This window comes from Streptomyces sp. NPDC097619, from assembly GCF_040302735.1.
GTDB lineage: Bacteria > Actinomycetota > Actinomycetes > Streptomycetales > Streptomycetaceae > Streptomyces.
Genome location: NZ_JBEOSD010000083.1, coordinates 1 through 16,218 on the forward strand (window position 1 = coordinate 1; position 16,218 = coordinate 16,218).

Consider the following 16,218-nt stretch of genomic DNA (forward strand, 5'->3'; position numbering starts at 1 on the left):
ACCACCCCGGCCGTCGCCCGCTGGGACACCGGCGCCGTCCTCAACATCGTCGCCCGCCTCACCGGACCCGAACTCCTCGACCGCATCCTCCACCGCCTCCCCGACGGCTACGCCCTCCTCTTCGGCCGCGCCGAACCCCGCCGCCCCCAACACGCCGCCGCCTGAGCGACAGGCACCTCACCCCGTCCCGACACAGGTCCCGGTGGGAACCGCGCCGCCACTATGCGGGGTCACCCCCGAGCGCTTCGGGGGATGCGGTTCCCACCAGGCGAGACCTCTCTTCACCAGTGATCACTTGCTTGCCTAAAGTGACAGATGGGTGTGCGGTAGCGGTGTGGGGGGATGTGCATGGTCGAGTACGAACGTGTCCTGTTCGTGGTCGATACGACAGGGGACGACCAGGGTTGGGGCGCTGTTCCGGCAGAGGCGACGAGGGCCTCTCCCGCCTTCACGCACGGGAGGCAGGGATCGGTGAATCCCGCAGGCGAGTCGGAGAGCGAGCCGTGGGAGACCCCGCCGACGTGGGAGCCCTTGTGCTGACATCGGGAACTACTCCTGCGCCGCACTGACCCGCTGGGGCGACGCAGGCCGGCGTGGAGCTGGGCGCGACGGCCACCCTGAGGTGGCGGTTCGCGCGAGGCTCCTGCCTCCTCGCCACCGTCTCCTCCCGGGTTGACTTCGCCTCCCGTCACCCCCGACCACGGAACGGACCCGGCGGATCCGGCGCCCCGGACGGCACACCCTCCCCGCCCGTGGACGGGGGTACAGAAGGGTGCGCCTCGGGGCGTGGGCGTCAGCAGGAGAGGTTGTTGCCCGGGGTGACGCCGAGGATGGCGGCGAAGCTCTGGTAGGCGTTGATCCGACTCTGGACCTGTGCCGGATTGCCGCCGTTGCATTCTATGGAGCCGTTGATGCTGCGTATGGTCTCGCCGAAACCGGCCCCGTTGACCATGGCGTTGTGGGCGGTCATGGTGCCCGGTCCGTTCTGGGTGTTCCAGTACCACAGGCCGGTCTTCCAGGCGACCGCCGCGTCGGTCTGCACGAGGTTCGGGCTGTTCAGGAGATTGATCCCGAGCGCGTCGCCGGCGGCCTTGTAGTTGAAGTTCCAGCTCAGCTGGATGGGCCCGCGGCCGTAGTACGCGGCCTGGCCCGCCGGGCAGCCGTACGGCTGGGTCGTGTCGCAGTAGTGCGGGTAGTTCGCGGTGTTCTGTTCCACCACGTGGACGAGTCCGCCGGTCTCGTGGTTGACGTTGGCCAGGAACGCGGCGGCCTCCTGCCTCTTCACCGTGTCCGAGCCGGTGTTCGCGAAGCCCGGGTAGGACGACAGTGCGTTGACCAGCCCAGCGTAGGTGTAGAAGGAGTTTCGGCTCGGAAACATCTGATTGAACTGGGCCTCGGAGACCACGAAGCCGCCCGGGTTCGGGTTCGTCGGGCTCGGCGTGGGAGTGGGCTCACCTGCGCAGGTGTAGGGGCTCCAGAACCAGGTGGATATGGTCGGGTCGTAGCCCGGGTTGTCGTGGGTGGCGATGTAGTACCGCCCGTTCGGGCTGTACTTGACGACCGATCCGGTGGCGTACTGGGTTCCGGCGGCCCACGTCGGGTGGCTGCAGGTCGTGGGGGTGGTCGGGGTCGGACTCGGCGTGGTGCCGCCCCCGCCCCCACAGGTGCCCTGGTCGGCCCAGACCCCCGAGCCGCCGGCGGAGGGCGCCTCGCCCTGAGTCCACCACTTGGCCTGCCAGTTGCGGCCGTTCGAGGAGGCGGACATGCCGCCGGTGTAGACGGTGGAGGCGGAGTAGGGGGCGGCGCACTCCGCCGCGTAGGCCCGGGAGTCGAACGGGGTGAGGGCGCCGAGACCCGCGACGGTGACCGCGGCAGCCGACATGGCGATGAGCCTTTGTTTGGACACGTACCACTCCTCGGAGGACAGGGGCCTCGCCGCTATGGCGGGGACGTCCCACCCAAGCTAGAAGTTGGTCTGGACCATTGAGGATCCCCCGTGAGTGAACAACCCCTGTAGCTCGCAAGGGGGATGCGCCAGCGCAGACATGTTCCCCCGCCCTTCCAACCGTCATCACTTCTGGGTACGCGTGGAGCGCCTCACCGCGCACGCGAACTCCTGGTCGCCGGTCTGCGCATCCCCCGCGAGAGTGACAGGCGCTGTCCCTGCGCGGGTGATCCCCGCAGCTGTGTGGATTCCTACCGTGTTTCTCGGATCGCCACACGGTGCCACCGCGACAGGAGACCAGCATGGACGCCACGTCCAAGACTCAGCCCGACATCGGATCCGACACCGGTCCCGGCGCGGACCGACGCAGCCGGTGTTGGGCCCGGTTCACGAGTTCGCCGCTGGGCCGGTTGGTGATCGGCCTGGTCGGCATCGGCCTGGTCTCGGGTCTGACCGCCACCGGCCCGGGTCCGATCCCGGTGCTGGGCGCCGCCGTGGCGGTCGCCGTGTACTGGTGGGTGACGCACCGGGTCGCCGGGCGTCCCGTTCCGGAGATCGCACGGCGCGGTGCCGTCCGGGAGGCTGCGCTCGGTGGGGGGATCGGCCTGGGCTTCATCCTCGTACCGGTGCTCATCCTGACCCTCTTCGGGGGCTATTCGTTCTCCCGGGCGGGCCATGGGTTCCTGCCGGTGCTGTGGACGACCGTCGTGGTGCAGATCGGCGGCGCGGTCACCGAGGAACTGCTGTTCCGCGGTCTCGCCCTCCGAGCCTTCGAGGAGATGTGGGGCAGCGGGGCCGCCGTCGTCATCACCTCTCTCTTCTTCGGCGTCGCCCACCTCGGCGCCGAGGAAGCCACGTTGTGGAGCGCGCTCGCGATAGCCGTGGAAGCAGGGGTGCTGTTGGGAGCCGCGTTCCTCTGGCGGCGTAGCATCTGGTTCGTCGCCGGGCTGCACTTCACCTGGAACGCAGCCGAACAGCTGCTCGGCATACCGGTCTCCGGACACACCCCGGAAGGCTGGTTCACCCTGGATGCCCACGGCCCCGCCTTCCTGACCGGCGGTGGCTTCGGACTGGAGGCATCGATCCTGCCCGTCCTGCTCGGAGCGGCCATCGCCGCCTGGATGCTGCGCCGGGCCCGAACCAGCGGCGGGATCAAAACCCGCACCCGTGCCGCCTGCTGAGAGCGGCCGAACCCCAGGAGACCAAGTGGCGACCGCTCGCGCATCGGCCGGACTGCAATCACTGCGGGCGCCCTACCACTGGTGGCGGCAACAAAAGTCCGTCGTCCAGGACGCCGTCCTCGCCCTGACACTCACCGGTCTGGCCTTCGTACCCAACCTTGCCCACGTCGGTGGACAGATCGGGGATCTGCCACAGCGGCCGCAGAACGCCCCGGCCCTGGTCCTGGTCCTCGCCCAGACTCTACCCACGGCCGCCCGGCGGCGGCGACCCGCGGGGACGCTTGCGGTCGTCGCCATCGCCTTCGCCGCGCACCAGGCGGCGGGCTTGCCCACCACTTTCGCGAGCCTGGGCCTGTACCTGGCGCTGTACTCCGCAGGCGCCCACGAGCCGCGCCACCGACGCGATGTCGTAGTGGTCTTGAGCGCCGGATACGCGGTGCTCGCCCTCACCCTGCACCGCCTCGGCTCGCCACAGAGACTCATGGACTATCTCGCCTTCTATCTGTTCCTGGCCGCGTTCTGGCTCGTGGGGAGGACCGTGCGCAAGCACCGGATACAAGAAGCGGACCGACGACGACTGGTCGCCGAGGTGGCCACGGCCACCGAGAGAGCACGGATCGCCCGCGAACTCCACGACGTGGTCACCCACCACGTCACAGCCATGGTGATCCAGGCCGACGCCGCACAGTTCCTCCTTACCTCCGCCCCCGAACGCGCCGGCGAGTCGCTCACGTCCGTCAGCGACACCGGCCGCCGAGCCCTCACCGACCTGCGCCACCTCCTCGGCGTCCTGGAAGCGACCGGAGAGTCCGCCCGCGCACAGCAGACGACCGAACACGATCGATCCCCGACCCTGGGACAGATGGGCGACCTCGTCGACCAGACCCGCAGATCCGGCCAGCCGATCACGTTCACCGAGCGGGGCGAGCGCCCACCGCAGAGCGCGGAGGTCGAACTCGCCGCGTACCGCGTGGTGCAGGAAGCGCTCACCAACGCCGTCAAGTACGCGGCCGGGCACCAGACGCACGTCCAGTTGCGCTACACCGAAGGGCACATCGAGATCAGTGTGACAACCGACGGCCCACCTGAAGCACCAGCCCCTGACCAGCCGCGGCCCGGAGGCGGCGGACGGGGCCTGGGCGGACTGCACGCACGCGTGATCATGCTCGACGGTCACTTCGGGGCCGGCCCCCGGCCGGAAGGCGGGTTCGAGGTCCGGGCCACCATCCCCTTCCAGACCGGACAGGTGTGAACCCCATGAGCTCCGAACCGGACCCCATCCGCGTCCTGGTCTGCGACGACCAGGCTCTCGTCCGCACGGGCTACTCCACGATCTTCTCCGCACAACCCGACATGGAAGTCGTCGGCGAAGCCGCGAACGGACACGAGGCGGTTGCGGCCTCACGCCTGCTCGCCCCCGACGTGGTCGTGATGGACATCCGCATGCCCCTCTCGGACGGCATCCAAGCCACCCGCCGACTCGCCGGCCCCGACATCAAGGACACCGATCCACCGAAGGTCCTGGTCGTCACCACCTTCAACGTCGACGCCTACGTCTACGACGCCCTGCGCGCCGGGGCCAGCGGCTTCCTCCTCAAAGACGCCCCCCGACAGAACTGGTCAACGCCATCCGCACGGTCGCCCGCGGCGACGCCCTCCTCGCACCCGCAGTCACCCGTCACCTCATCGGCCACTTCGCCGGACACCTACGCCCCGCCGACAACGCCCGGTCCGGTAGAAACGATGTCATCCGCGCATTGACCCCTCGCGAACTGGAAGTGCTCCAGTACGTTGCCGAGGGCCTCTCCAACACGGAAATAGCCACTAAAATGTACATAGCACCTGAAACAGTGAAAACCTACGTATCCCGCATTCTCGCCAAACTCGGTCTACGCGACCGCGTCCAGGCCGTTGTCCTCGCCCACCGCACAGGACTGACATCAGACATGTCATGAGCATCCGATCGGCCGATCGGATGCTCATGGGTGTCGACCTCCTGTAATCCTGCACAGTCGATGTCTGCGCAGCGGGGCGTGCTGGTGCCGCTGCCTGCTCCCGGCCGCCAGTGGGCAGCCGTGCGGCAGGGTTGCCGCGCTCCGCCGCCCCGCCTGCGATGCCTGAGCACCGGCGGTGTCGGGTGCCGCTCTTCCGGGGTCCTGGATGTCGCCTGGCCGACCAGCCGCGGCAGCGCCTTTCGGCCGGCAGTGTCGCGCCTTCGAGGAGGTCACCGCGCATGGGAACGGGATCGTTTTGCAGTTCGCTCGTCTTCTCACCCGCCACGGCAGGGAGGCGAGCGCCTGTACGGCCCAAGGCACGTCGGAACGTTGAGCCGACCTCTCGCCGCTAGCCAGGGCGGCCCTCGACGACGGCGGCCGATCCCACCGCCCTCCGTCGTGATCGTGTCCTGCGTTCGCGCCTTCGGCTTCTTCGCGCGCTCGCGCGGCCGTCTTCATCATCCGCCCGCGCGTCCGCAAGTCAGCGGGCGGGCTGCGGGGGAGAAGCGACGGGGGCCGCCCCGGCTTCAGCGAGTTCCAGCCGCAACCCCCCGATCAAGGCGCGCAGGCCGATGTCGAAGGCCAGGTTCGCCCGGCCTTCTCGTGGAGATTCCTCGAGTGCGGCCGACAGCCGAGGGTGGGAGGGGCTTCCGTCCGGTAGGTCGATCATCTTCTCCGGAGCGCTCAGGTCCAGGACAGACCCGAGGATGAAGGACTCCAGTGCGGTCAGGACCCCGAGGGCCTGACCGGTGGGCCACCCCGAGGCCTCCAAGGCCGTCACGATCGTCTCGTACTCGTCCAGCACCACGAGGCTGCTCACCGGTGTCACCGCGAGGAGCTTCACGGTGTTGGGGTGACGGGCGAACGCCTGCCGGTAGGAGCGCGCCCACGCCTCCAGGGCGAGGTCCCAGGGGAGTCGCCCCATGGAGGATGCGTCGACCTCTGCGGCGATCAGCTCGCGTACGCCCTGCACCACCTCCTCCCGGCTGTTGACATGGTTGTACAGCGACGGCATCCGCACGCCCATTTCCCTGGCCAGTCTGACCAGGCTGAATGCGTCGGGCCCCTCACGATCGATGAGGTCCAGTGCCGTCCGGTGGATCACCTGGGTGCTGAGCAACGCCTGCCGAGGGCGGCCGGCTCGCCGGGGAGTGGATTCCATAGGGATCCCACCCTACTGACGTCTGGTCGGATGCCGGGCGGGGACCACCGGGGCCGCGGGCGGAGCGCTACAGGGGTGCTCCTGCGCGGTGTCCGGGGCGTCCGCTCCGATTGCACGCAGGTCCATTGCGGACGTACGGGTCGCGACGGACCGACGGCTTCCCCGCGTCAGAGGACTCGGAAAACATCGACGCAACCCCTACCTGTACGGCGGCTCCGGCGCTACCGTGCTCCAAAACTTCAGGGTGTAGTTTTTGGGCGATCGGAATCCGACTCCATGCCTCCATCCCGTCTGGCCCGTGCGCTCCCGGCAGCGGTCACGCCGCAACGGACCCGCCGGGCCCGGGGCCAGGGACAACCGCTCCGCCCTCTTGCCACCGACGCCCGCGTCCCCCGACCGCATGCCGGTGGGGCGTGGGATGCCCTCATCCGCACGCGCGCCCATCAGCCGAGGAGACAGCATGAACGACGACGCACTGGGAATGGGACGCCGCATCACGCGACGTGACTTCCTTGACGGAATGGCCCTGGCGGCAGGCGCGGTCGCCGCCGACGGCCTCCTGGGCACGGGGTCCGCTCGGGCGGCCACACCGACGGGCGCGACGACGTACCCTCCGGCCCTCACCGGGATGCGCGGCAGTCACGCGGGTTCCTTCGAGATCGCGCACGCGCTGCGGGACGGTACCTTCTGGGAGCAGGCGGGTACGCCGCTCGACACCGGCGAGGTCTATGACCTGGTGGTCGTGGGCGCGGGGATCAGCGGTCTCTCGGCCGCCCACTTCTACCTGCGCGACGTGAATCCGAGGGCCAAGGTCCTCGTACTGGACCCGCACGACGACTTCGGCGGGCACGCGAAACGGAACGAGTTCAAGGTCGGCAACAGGACCCTCATCGGGTACGGGGGGTCGCAGTCGATCGACTCGCCGGCCACCTACCCCGCGGAGGCCGCGACCCTGCTGACCGACGTCGGGATCGACGTGCGGAAGTTCTACGACTACTTCGACCGGGACTTCTACGAGCGCAACGGAGCCGGTGGTCGTGCCACGTTCTTCGCCGGGGAGAAGTGGGGGAGCGATCACGTGACCCTCGGGCGCACCATGACCGAGATCATGGCGGGCGCTCCCCTGGACACCGGGTCCAAGAACCAGTTGATCAACCTGCACGAGCGCCCCATCGACTACCTGGCGGGTCTCACGCCGGAACAGAAGCTGGACCGGCTGCGCAAGCTCTCCTACGGCTCGTTCCTGAGTCAGGTCGTGGGGCTCACCGGCGGAGCCTACCGGTACATGCTGCGGTCCGGGATCGCGGCCACCGGAGTGAACGCCGACCAGTTCCCGGCGCTGGACGCGGCGGCGAGCGGCTACGCCGGCACGCGTGAACTGGGGCTCGACTACTCCAACGGGCCCTGGTGGGGGCTGGCCAAGACCGGGCAGCGGTTCTGGTACGCGCACGAGCCGTACATCTTTCACTTCCCCGACGGGAACGCGTCCGTCGCGCGGTCCCTGGTGCGCAGGCTCGTCCCGGCGGCACTGCCCGGGCGGACGATGGAGGACCTGATCACCGCGCGTTGCGACTACTCCCAGCTCGACAGGGCGGGCTGCAGCACGCGAATCCGCTTGAAGTCGACCGTGGTCCGTGCGACTCAGGACAAGGTCCTTTACGTCGTCGGTGGCCGGCTGAAGCAGGTGCGCACGAGCAACACCGTGCTCGCATGCTGGAACTCGATGATCCCGCACATCGTGCCCGAGATGAGCGAAGCGCAGAAGGCCGCGGGACACGAGGCGGTCAAGTACCCGCTGATCTACGCGAACGTGGCGCTCACGGACTGGCGGGCGTGGCAGCGCCTCGGGGCGAGCTCCATATCCTTCCCCGACGGCTACTGGGCCGACGCCTCGTTGGACTTCCCCGTCAGCATGGGCGATTACCGGTTCGCCCGTACCGCGGACGATCCGGTGCTGGTGCACTTCGCCGCGGGGCTCACCGAGCCGGGCCTCTCACCGCAAGCCGGTGCCAAGGCCGGGCGGGGCAAGCTCGCACGCACCCCGTTCGAGGACCTCGAGCGCAGCATCCGGGACCTTCTGGCGCGGGTGCTCGGCCCCCACGGCTTCGACCCGGCGGCGAACATCGGCGCGATCACTGTCAACCGCTGGGCCCACGGGTACGCCCGCTACTACGGCCTTCCGTTCGACTCGGCCTTCTGGCCGGAGGGTCCGACGCCCGCCGACGTCATCGGAACACCGGTCGGCCGGATCACGGTGGCCACGACCGACCAGGCCAACCACGGATTCGTCGACGGTGCCATCGAGTCCGCCTACCGCGCCGTGAGGCACCTCGACGGGTGACGCTCGCGCCTGGTCCGTCCCGCGTCGGGGCGGACCAGGCGGGGCGGACCCGTCACGTCGAGAGCTCACGCTCCAGGCCCCGGATCAGTGTCTCGACGGACGCCGTGAAAGAGGCGTCGACGCGCGCCGACTCCGATTCCCACCGCGTGCTCTCCGCCGTCAGTTCGGCCCCTCCGGGAAGATCCTCGGGCCAGGACTGCCGGGCCCCTGATCGGGTGAGGGCCGAACCCAGCGTCAGCGCGTCCACCAGGTCGATGACCTGTGACGCGCGGGTGGGGGAGAAGTCGCTGGTCATCAGCTTGTGTGCCAGCTGGGTGTAGGTCGCCAGAACCCGCTCCGAGTCGATGGGCACCTGTGCCAGCAACTGGATGAGCCCCGGGTGGTCCGTGAACACCTTGTGATGGGTCGCGGCGACGGCTCGGATCGCGTCCTGCCAGCCCATGCGGTCCAGCCCGTGGGTGGGATAGGCGGCGACGATGCGGTCCCGGAGATGGTTGACCAACTCCTCACGCGAACCGACGTGGTTGTACAGCGACGACACATGGACGTCCAGCTCGCGGGCGATCCGGCCGACGCTGAACGGCTGTCCCTCCCGGACAAGTCGCCAGGCGGTCTCGATGATCGCGTTCTCGTTCAGGAGGGGAGACGTCGGGCGGCCTCGCCGGACGGGGCCCTGAGGGGGGGAGCTGCTCATCGGAACAACATAACCAGAAACCGGCGGGCGCAGGCATCTGGTGCCGCCCACCGTTAACCAATACCATCTGTTTTTGTTAACCAATGCCATTGGTTAACCAGTTGGCGGCCCTGCCGTGGCCGCACCCATCAGTGAGAAGAGGCACGAGTGCCGGCCGCAGAGAACGCCACCATCTCCGAGATCCAGGACGCCATCGCCGCAGGCGAGCTCACCCGTCACGAGGTGGTCTCACGCCATCTGGAGCGCATCGAGGCCCACAACGGAGTGATCAACGGCTTCGTCGAGTTGAGGGCCGAAGAAGCCCTTTCCGAGGCCGCCGCGGCCGACGCCGCCCACGGACGGAGGATCGCGGGCCCGCTGGACGGCGTGCCCTTCTCGGTCAAGGACTCCTACTCGGTTGCCGGGCTCCGACGCACCGACGGCCTGCCCGTCAACAAGGAGAGCGTCCAGGGCAGGGACGAGCTGACCGTGCAACGGCTCCGCCGAGCCGGCGCACTGATCCTCGGACATGCCGCGATTCCGGACCTGTGCATCCGGTGGAACACCATCAGTGGGCTGTACGGCACGACCGTGAACCCGCGCGACCACACCCGTACGGCCGGGGGCTCGTCCGGCGGCGACGCGGCGAACGTGGCGGCCGGATTCGCGACCGTCGGCATCGGGGGCGACCTCGGCGGCTCGATCCGGGTCCCGGCCTCCTTCTGCGGGATCTACGGCTTCCGGCCTGGTGCGGGCCGTGTGGCCGAGTACAACCCCAACGAGGTCTCCCCGGACGGCATCTCCCACGAGGTCATGTGCGAGATCGGACCCTTGGCCAGGAGCGTCGGGGACATCCGGATCACCTACGAAGTGATCAAGGGGCACCACCAGCGGGACCCGGCCAGTGTGCCGGTCGCCCGACGACCGGCCCCGGAGTCGGGACGCGTCGCCGTGCTCCGGCACGAAACGGGCGCCGTACTGGACCCGGCGATCGAGCGTTCCCTCGATGAAGTGGCGACGATCCTGACCGCGGAGGGGTACACGGTCGAGGAACGGGTGCTACCGGACCTCCGCCGCGCACCGGACGTGTGGGCACAGATCATCGGCACCGAACTCATCCGCGACTACCTGCCCACCATCGGCGACCACGTCATCGACAGCGGGCGGGTCCACATCGAGGAGATGTTCGGCGCGTACGAGGTCGGCTCCGACGTGAGCGCCTACCTCGGCGCCTGGCGGGAGCGTCGGCTCCTCCAGGGAACCCTGCTCGCCGCGATGGAGGACCACCCCCTCATCATCGCTCCTGTGGCCGGCATGCCCGCCCCGCACCTCGACTTCGACCACCACATCGGACGCGAGGCGTCCGTCGCCCTGCTCGACCGGATGCGTTGCGTCCCCTGGGTCAACCTCTTCAGTCTGCCCGGCCTCGCTCTGCCCAACGGCATCCAGATCGTCGGCCGTCGATTCGCCGAGAACGAGGTCCTTGCCGCGGGGGCCGCCGTCGAACGACACCTCCCCCGCGTCGACATCGCCTCCCTCTGAACACCACGAAAGGCCCGTTCATGAGACGATCCCTCACCGCCCTGGCCACTGCGGTCATGGTCTCCCTGCTCAGCTCATGTACCACCGGCAGCCCCGGGGGCACCGCCGCGACGACCGCCACCGTGACGATGGACGCCCCGAACACGATGGACCCGCGCAAGGCGCTCGCCCTGCCCGACTTCCAACTCGCCCGCCTGAGTTACGACACCCTCGTCCGCCGGGACGAGGGAGGCATCGTGCCCGGCCTCGCCGTCGCCTGGAAGGCGTCTCCGTCTCGTGTCGACTTCACCCTCGGACAGGGCGCCACCTGTTCCGACGGTACCCCCATCACCCCCCGGATCGTGGCGGACTCCATCAACTCCTTCGTCGAGAACGGCGAGGCGTCCACCCTCGCCTCCCTCTTCGGCGGAACGAAGCCGACCGCCACCGCCGAGGGCCCGTCGACCGTGGTCGTCACGACCGACGCTCCCTGGGCCGAACTTCCCCAGGCGTTCAGCGTTGCCGCCACCGGCATCGTCTGCCCCAAGGGCTTGGCGGCCGACAAGGCTCTGGCCAGGGGCCCGGTCGAGGGATCGGCTTCCGGCCCCTACATCCTGACGAGTTTCGAGAAGGGCGTGCGGTACGTCTTCACCCTTCGCGACGACTACACGGCCTGGCCGAAATGGAAGTCCAAGGTGGACGGAGCCCCGCCGAAAACCATCGAGTACCTGGTGGCACCGGACCCCTCCGCCACGGCCAACATGATGATGTCCGGTGACCTCGACCTCGCCCGGATCATGCCGGACTCCCGGACCCGCTTCGACGGTTCGCCGGACGTCACCCTGACCAGCCACCCCTTCGGCACCTTCTTCCTCGTGTTCAACGAACGCGAGGGCAGCCCGTTCGCCGATCGCGCCAAGCGCGTCGCCGTGGCCCAGGCAGTCGATCGCAAGGCGTTGAACCAGTCCGCACTCGACGGCACGGGAGCGCTGGGCGTGACGCTCGCCAATCCCGGCAACACGTGCGTCCCGAAGTCCAACGACGCGCTGATAGAAGGGGATCCAGGAGCCTCGGCCCGAGCGCTGCGCGGCGCGAAGATCAGGATCCTGGGCGCCCAGGTCATCGGTGCCGGTGGCGCCGGCAACGTCTACCTCCAGGAAGTCCTCCGGAAGGCGGGAGCCGAGGTCGAACTGGACAACGTCGACATCGGGACGTGGGTGTCGAAGGCATTCGGCCAGCCGAACACCTGGGACGTGACGATCTTCCCGGACCTCAACTTCCTCGGCTCGCTCGCCAACACCCTGCCGCTCTTCCTCGGACCCGACGCCCTCGAAGGCGGCCCCAACCTCGGCGGCGTGGACAACCCCGTCACGGCCGCCGCCTTCGACAAGGCGCGCGCCGACACGGACGAGACCTCCCGCTGCACCCTCTACAACAAGGCCACCGACGCGCTGATCGCGCGGGCGGACGCCGTTCCGCTCGTCACCGAGCAGTACATCTATGCACAGCGCAAGGGCTTCAAGGTCTACATGCTCGGCGGCTCGCTGGACGACCACATCTTCCGCATCGTCGACTGACCCCTGCTCCCGGGCCGGCCGCCCTTCGCGCCGGCCGGCCCGGCACGTCCCCGGAGACCCACAGTGAGCACCACGATCCCGGTGTCGATCGACACCACCCCGCGCGGCCGCACGATCACCACCCGGCGCGCGTTCGCCCTCCGCCGCGGACTCGGATTCCTCCTGGCCTCGGCCTTCCTTGTCCTGGTCACCTTCCTGATCATCCCGTTGCTCCCCGGCGACCCTGCCCGAGCCGTCCTGGGCACCCGTGCCACCCCGGAAGCCGTCGCGGCCCTGCGCGACAGGTTCGGACTCGACGACCCGCTCCCGGTCCGCCTCGGCGACTACGTCGGAGGACTGCTGCACCTCGATCTCGGGGTGTCCTACCGGTACGGAACGTCCGTGTCGGAGACCATCACCACGAAGCTGCCCTACACCCTCACTCTCACGGCCCTCGCCATCGGCGTCGTACTCGCCGTCAGTGTGCCCCTGGGCGTGGTGATCGGCGTCCTCACCCGTGGAGGCCGCCGTCCTCGGCTCGCCCTCGGCTTCGGTGCCGTGGCGGGATTCATGGCCTCCGTGCCTGGCTACGTCACGGGCACCCTGCTCATCGTCGTCATGTCGATCTGGCTCGACCTGCTGCCGCCGGGCGGCGCCATGCACCCTTCCAGCGCGGTCCTGCCTGTACTGTCCCTCGCCCTCGGTCCTCTCTTCGCCGTCGCGCGGGTCGTCCGGCAGGAAACCCAGAACGTGATCTCACAGGACTTCATGCGCACCGCCCGCGGCCGGCGCCTGAGAGCCACAAGGCTCTACGCCGTCCACGCCCTGCCCAACCTGTTGACCAGCACGCTGACCCTGTGCGGACTGATCATCTCGGGCATGATCGGCGCGGCGGTCGTGGTCGAGAGCGTCTTCAACTATCCCGGCATCGGACAGGAGATCGTCCAAGCCATCATCTACAAGGACTACCCGGTGGTCCAGGGGATCGTCCTCGTCCTGGGCCTGTTGGCCATCCTCGTCAACCTGCTCATCGACGCGGTCCTCGGACTCCTCGATCCGCGCACGCTGGGAGAGAGCCATGTCTGACACCGAACGTCGTCCCGTGGCGCTCGCGGTGGGGAGCACCATGGCGGTGATCCTCGTACTCGTCGCCATCGTGGCCCCCTTCTTCCTCACGGACGCGGCGACCGGACTGACCGACCGGGTCCGTCAAGGGCCCACTGCCGCGCACTGGTTCGGCACCGATCAGTTCGGCAGGGACATCCTCGCGCGCGCACTGGTGGCCACACGGCTGACACTGATCATGGCGATCGCCGCGACCGCTCTCTCGGTGGTCTGCGGAGTGGTCGTCGGCGGTGCGGCGGTCTTGCTGCCCGCGCGTCCGAAGGAGGCCGTGCTCCGCTGCATCGACGCCTTCGTCGCCTTTCCCCCCTTCATCCTCGCGCTCGTCATCGCCGCGATCCTCGGTCCTGGAACCTGGTCCGCGGTCACGGCGATCGGACTCGCAGGCATACCGAGCTTCGCGAGGCTCAGCTGCACCATGAGCGCTTCGGTGCTCAGCAAGGACTTCGTGGTCACGGCACGACTCCTCGGCGTCCGCCGGCCCGCCATCTTCCGGCGCCACGTCCTCCCGAACATACTCGGCGCTTTGCTGATGGTCGTGACCTCCAGCTTCGCGCTGACCCTACTGGAGATCTCCAGCCTCTCGTTCCTCGGTCTCGGAGTGCAGAGCCCCCAGTTCGACTACGGACGGGTCCTCAACGAGGCGCTCGCGACGATCTATGTCCAACCCTGGGGTGCCGTCGCACCCTCGATCCTGCTGGTGTACGCGGGCATCACCGCCATGCTCATCGGAGACGGACTCGGGGCACGTATGAACCCTTCGTCCGTCCTCCGCCGGCGACCCCGATCCTCCCGGACCACGGCACAGGGCCCGGCTCATCCGGATGCGCTGATGGAGGTCACCGACCTTACCGTCACCACCCCCGAGGGCAAGGTCCTCGTGGACGCCGTCTCGCTCGCCATCGCTCCCGGAGAAGTGCTCGGACTGGTAGGTGAGTCGGGCTCGGGCAAGTCGACCACGGCCATGGCCATCGCCCGCCTGCTCCCCGAGGACCTGTCCGTCCACGCTTCCACGCTGCGTCTGGACGACCTCGACCTCCTCGGCGAGCCGTCCGCGCGACGTCTGGCCACCGAGATCGGGCTGGTCTACCAGGACCCCGGCACGACCTTCAACCCCGCTCTTCGCATGGGACCCCAGCTGACGGAGACCGTACGCGTGCACCTCGGGAGGAAGCGGCGCGAGGCCGAGCGGTCGACGGTCGCCGCCCTCGCGCACGTCCAGGTACGGGACGCCGACCGGCGCATGAGGCAGTACCCGCACGAACTGTCCGGCGGGATGTTGCAGCGGGCCACCATCGCGACCGCGATGCTCAGTGACCCGAAGCTCGTCATCGCCGACGAGCCGACCACGGCGCTCGACGTCACGGTCCAGGCTCAGGTGCTCCGGCAGTTCAAGCGCATCAATCGAGAGAACCACACCGCGATGCTGTTCATCTCACACGACATCGCGGTCGTCACCGCCCTGTGCGACCGGGTCCTCGTCATGCGTGACGGGAGAGTGGTCGAGGAACTCCGGGCCGCCGACCTCGCAGCCGGCGACGTATCCCACCCGTACACCCGTCAACTCTTGAACGCGACCCCGGCGTTCGTCCGATCCGACCCGAAGGGGACCGAGACGTGAACACCGAGACTCCGTCCATGCGCGCACGCCCTCCCCTCCTCGAAATCGACGGGCTCAACGTCCACCTGGGCACTCCCAGGAAGCGCATCCTCAAGGACGTCGGGCTCGCCCTGAGAGCCGGCGAGACCCTTGGACTGGTGGGAGAGTCCGGTTCGGGCAAGTCGACGTTGGCCAAGACCCTCGTCGGTGTCCACCGGCCTTCGAGCGGCAGCGTCCGGTTCGGGGGGCGGGATTGCCTCCTGGCCACGGGCAAGGAGCGTGCCCGCCTGCGCCGGGAGATCCAGTACGTCCCACAGGACCCCTATTCCTCACTCGACCCACGGCGGACGATCGGCGAGACCATCGCCGAGGCCCTCGACCCCCGCCACCCGAGAGTCCCGACGTACCGTCAGAGGATCGTCGAGCTGCTGGGCCTCGTCCGGATCGACGGTTCCGCCCTGGACCGATACCCCCGACAGTTCTCCGGCGGACAGCGCCAACGCATCGCCATCGCCAGGGCACTGGCCGTGGAACCCTCGCTCATCATCGCGGACGAGATCACCTCGGCACTCGACCTGTCCACGCAGGCCGAGGTGCTGAGCCTCCTGGCCGACCTCAAACGGTCGATGGGGCTGACGCTCGTCTTCGTCTCACACGACCTGGCCGTCGTCAGAAGCATCAGCGACTCCCTGCTCGTCCTCCTGCACGGCGAAGTGGTCGAGTACGGCGACGCCCACGAAGTCTTCGAGGCGCCGGCATCCGACTACACCCGCACGCTGATCGCCTCGGCGCCCGGTGCGCCCGGCTTCTCGCTGGACTGATCCGATCCCGACGCGCCGGGTCGCCCCGCGACCGGGGAGCGGTATCCCGCACCCGGTCCGCGCCTCCGGACGGAAGCCATCTTCACGGCTTCGACGCCCCCGAACTTCCGTCAGACGGAAGGGTGCGGGACGGGCCGCCGTGCGGGCTGCCAGTCTCGGTCCGTTCGTTCCGGCCCGCATTCTCGCCGCGCCCTCCGTCCGCGCCGGTCACGAGGGCTCTCCCCGCCTGTCCGGAGGGGCGCCAGGGGGCATGGCCGAGCGGCCTCCCCACGACGCGGCTCGCAACCGCGGGCGCGGCGCAC

General features: G+C 69.0%; 11 protein-coding genes and 2 pseudogenes. 10 read left to right on the plus strand and 3 right to left on the minus strand.

What is annotated here, in order from left to right:
- Nucleotides 1-165 (plus strand): annotated as a pseudogene (locus ABTZ17_RS22070) (DUF2267 domain-containing protein); the annotation flags it as partial.
- A gap of 628 nt (nt 166-793) precedes the next feature.
- Here ABTZ17_RS22070 and ABTZ17_RS22075 read toward each other — a convergent pair.
- On the minus strand, nt 794-1,906 hold the full coding sequence (locus tag ABTZ17_RS22075; RefSeq protein WP_352197390.1) for a glycoside hydrolase family 19 protein: 1,113 nt from the start codon (nt 1,904-1,906) through the stop codon (nt 794-796).
- Between the two features lie 341 nt (nt 1,907-2,247).
- Between ABTZ17_RS22075 and ABTZ17_RS22080 the strand changes: the two genes are divergently transcribed.
- From ABTZ17_RS22080 to ABTZ17_RS22090, 3 genes and pseudogenes are all read left to right on the plus strand, one after another.
- Nucleotides 2,248-3,126 (plus strand): CPBP family intramembrane glutamic endopeptidase, encoded by an 879-nt coding sequence (locus ABTZ17_RS22080; protein ID WP_352197391.1) that lies wholly within the window; start codon nt 2,248-2,250, stop codon nt 3,124-3,126.
- Nucleotides 3,127-3,151: 25 nt separating this feature from the next.
- Nucleotides 3,152-4,378: a sensor histidine kinase gene (locus ABTZ17_RS22085; protein ID WP_352197392.1), complete on the plus strand. Its 1,227-nt coding sequence runs from the start codon at nt 3,152-3,154 to the stop codon at nt 4,376-4,378.
- Nucleotides 4,379-4,383: 5 nt separating this feature from the next.
- Nucleotides 4,384-5,081 (plus strand): annotated as a pseudogene (locus ABTZ17_RS22090) (response regulator).
- A gap of 520 nt (nt 5,082-5,601) precedes the next feature.
- Here the strand turns inward: ABTZ17_RS22090 and ABTZ17_RS22095 are convergent.
- Nucleotides 5,602-6,282: a TetR/AcrR family transcriptional regulator C-terminal domain-containing protein gene (locus ABTZ17_RS22095; protein WP_352197393.1), complete on the minus strand. Its 681-nt coding sequence runs from the start codon at nt 6,280-6,282 to the stop codon at nt 5,602-5,604.
- 460 nt (nt 6,283-6,742) lie between these two features.
- Here ABTZ17_RS22095 and ABTZ17_RS22100 point away from each other — a divergent pair, with 460 nt between their 5' ends.
- A complete protein-coding gene (locus ABTZ17_RS22100) occupies nt 6,743-8,623 on the plus strand; it encodes an NAD(P)-binding protein (protein ID WP_352197394.1) in 1,881 nt (626 codons plus the stop codon).
- Nucleotides 8,624-8,675: 52 nt separating this feature from the next.
- Here ABTZ17_RS22100 and ABTZ17_RS22105 read toward each other — a convergent pair whose 3' ends face one another.
- The gene (locus tag ABTZ17_RS22105) at nt 8,676-9,317 is read right to left on the minus strand and encodes a TetR/AcrR family transcriptional regulator (protein ID WP_352197395.1); all 642 of its coding nucleotides are present in this window, start codon (nt 9,315-9,317) and stop codon (nt 8,676-8,678) included.
- Between the two features lie 147 nt (nt 9,318-9,464).
- Between ABTZ17_RS22105 and ABTZ17_RS22110 the strand changes: the two genes are divergently transcribed.
- From ABTZ17_RS22110 to ABTZ17_RS22130, 5 genes are all read left to right on the plus strand, one after another.
- A complete protein-coding gene (locus ABTZ17_RS22110) occupies nt 9,465-10,838 on the plus strand; it encodes an amidase (RefSeq protein WP_352197396.1) in 1,374 nt (457 codons plus the stop codon).
- A gap of 20 nt (nt 10,839-10,858) precedes the next feature.
- A complete protein-coding gene (locus tag ABTZ17_RS22115) occupies nt 10,859-12,394 on the plus strand; it encodes an ABC transporter substrate-binding protein (protein WP_352197397.1) in 1,536 nt (511 codons plus the stop codon).
- Nucleotides 12,395-12,457: 63 nt separating this feature from the next.
- A complete protein-coding gene (locus ABTZ17_RS22120) occupies nt 12,458-13,459 on the plus strand; it encodes an ABC transporter permease (RefSeq protein WP_352197398.1) in 1,002 nt (333 codons plus the stop codon).
- Nucleotides 13,452-15,116, plus strand: a complete 1,665-nt coding sequence (locus ABTZ17_RS22125) for a dipeptide/oligopeptide/nickel ABC transporter permease/ATP-binding protein (RefSeq protein ID WP_352197399.1) — start codon at nt 13,452-13,454, stop codon at nt 15,114-15,116. Before ABTZ17_RS22120 ends, ABTZ17_RS22125 begins: the two co-directional genes overlap by 8 nt.
- Nucleotides 15,117-15,133: 17 nt before the next feature.
- Nucleotides 15,134-15,916, plus strand: a complete 783-nt coding sequence (locus tag ABTZ17_RS22130; protein WP_352197400.1) for an ABC transporter ATP-binding protein — start codon at nt 15,134-15,136, stop codon at nt 15,914-15,916.
- The last annotated feature ends 302 nt before the right edge of the window (nt 15,917-16,218 follow it).

Excerpts from the sequence above, each read along its gene's own strand:
- ABTZ17_RS22080 (WP_352197391.1), top strand. The coding sequence starts at position 2,248 with ATGGACGCCACGTCCAAGACTCAGCCCGACATCGGATCCGACACCGGT.
- ABTZ17_RS22095 (WP_352197393.1), bottom strand. The coding sequence starts at position 6,282 with ATGGAATCCACTCCCCGGCGAGCCGGCCGCCCTCGGCAGGCGTTGCTC.
- ABTZ17_RS22100 (WP_352197394.1), top strand. The coding sequence starts at position 6,743 with ATGAACGACGACGCACTGGGAATGGGACGCCGCATCACGCGACGTGAC.
- ABTZ17_RS22105 (WP_352197395.1), bottom strand. The coding sequence starts at position 9,317 with ATGAGCAGCTCCCCCCCTCAGGGCCCCGTCCGGCGAGGCCGCCCGACG.
- ABTZ17_RS22115 (WP_352197397.1), top strand. The coding sequence starts at position 10,859 with ATGAGACGATCCCTCACCGCCCTGGCCACTGCGGTCATGGTCTCCCTG.
- ABTZ17_RS22125 (WP_352197399.1), top strand. The coding sequence starts at position 13,452 with ATGTCTGACACCGAACGTCGTCCCGTGGCGCTCGCGGTGGGGAGCACC.
- ABTZ17_RS22130 (WP_352197400.1), top strand. The coding sequence starts at position 15,134 with ATGCGCGCACGCCCTCCCCTCCTCGAAATCGACGGGCTCAACGTCCAC.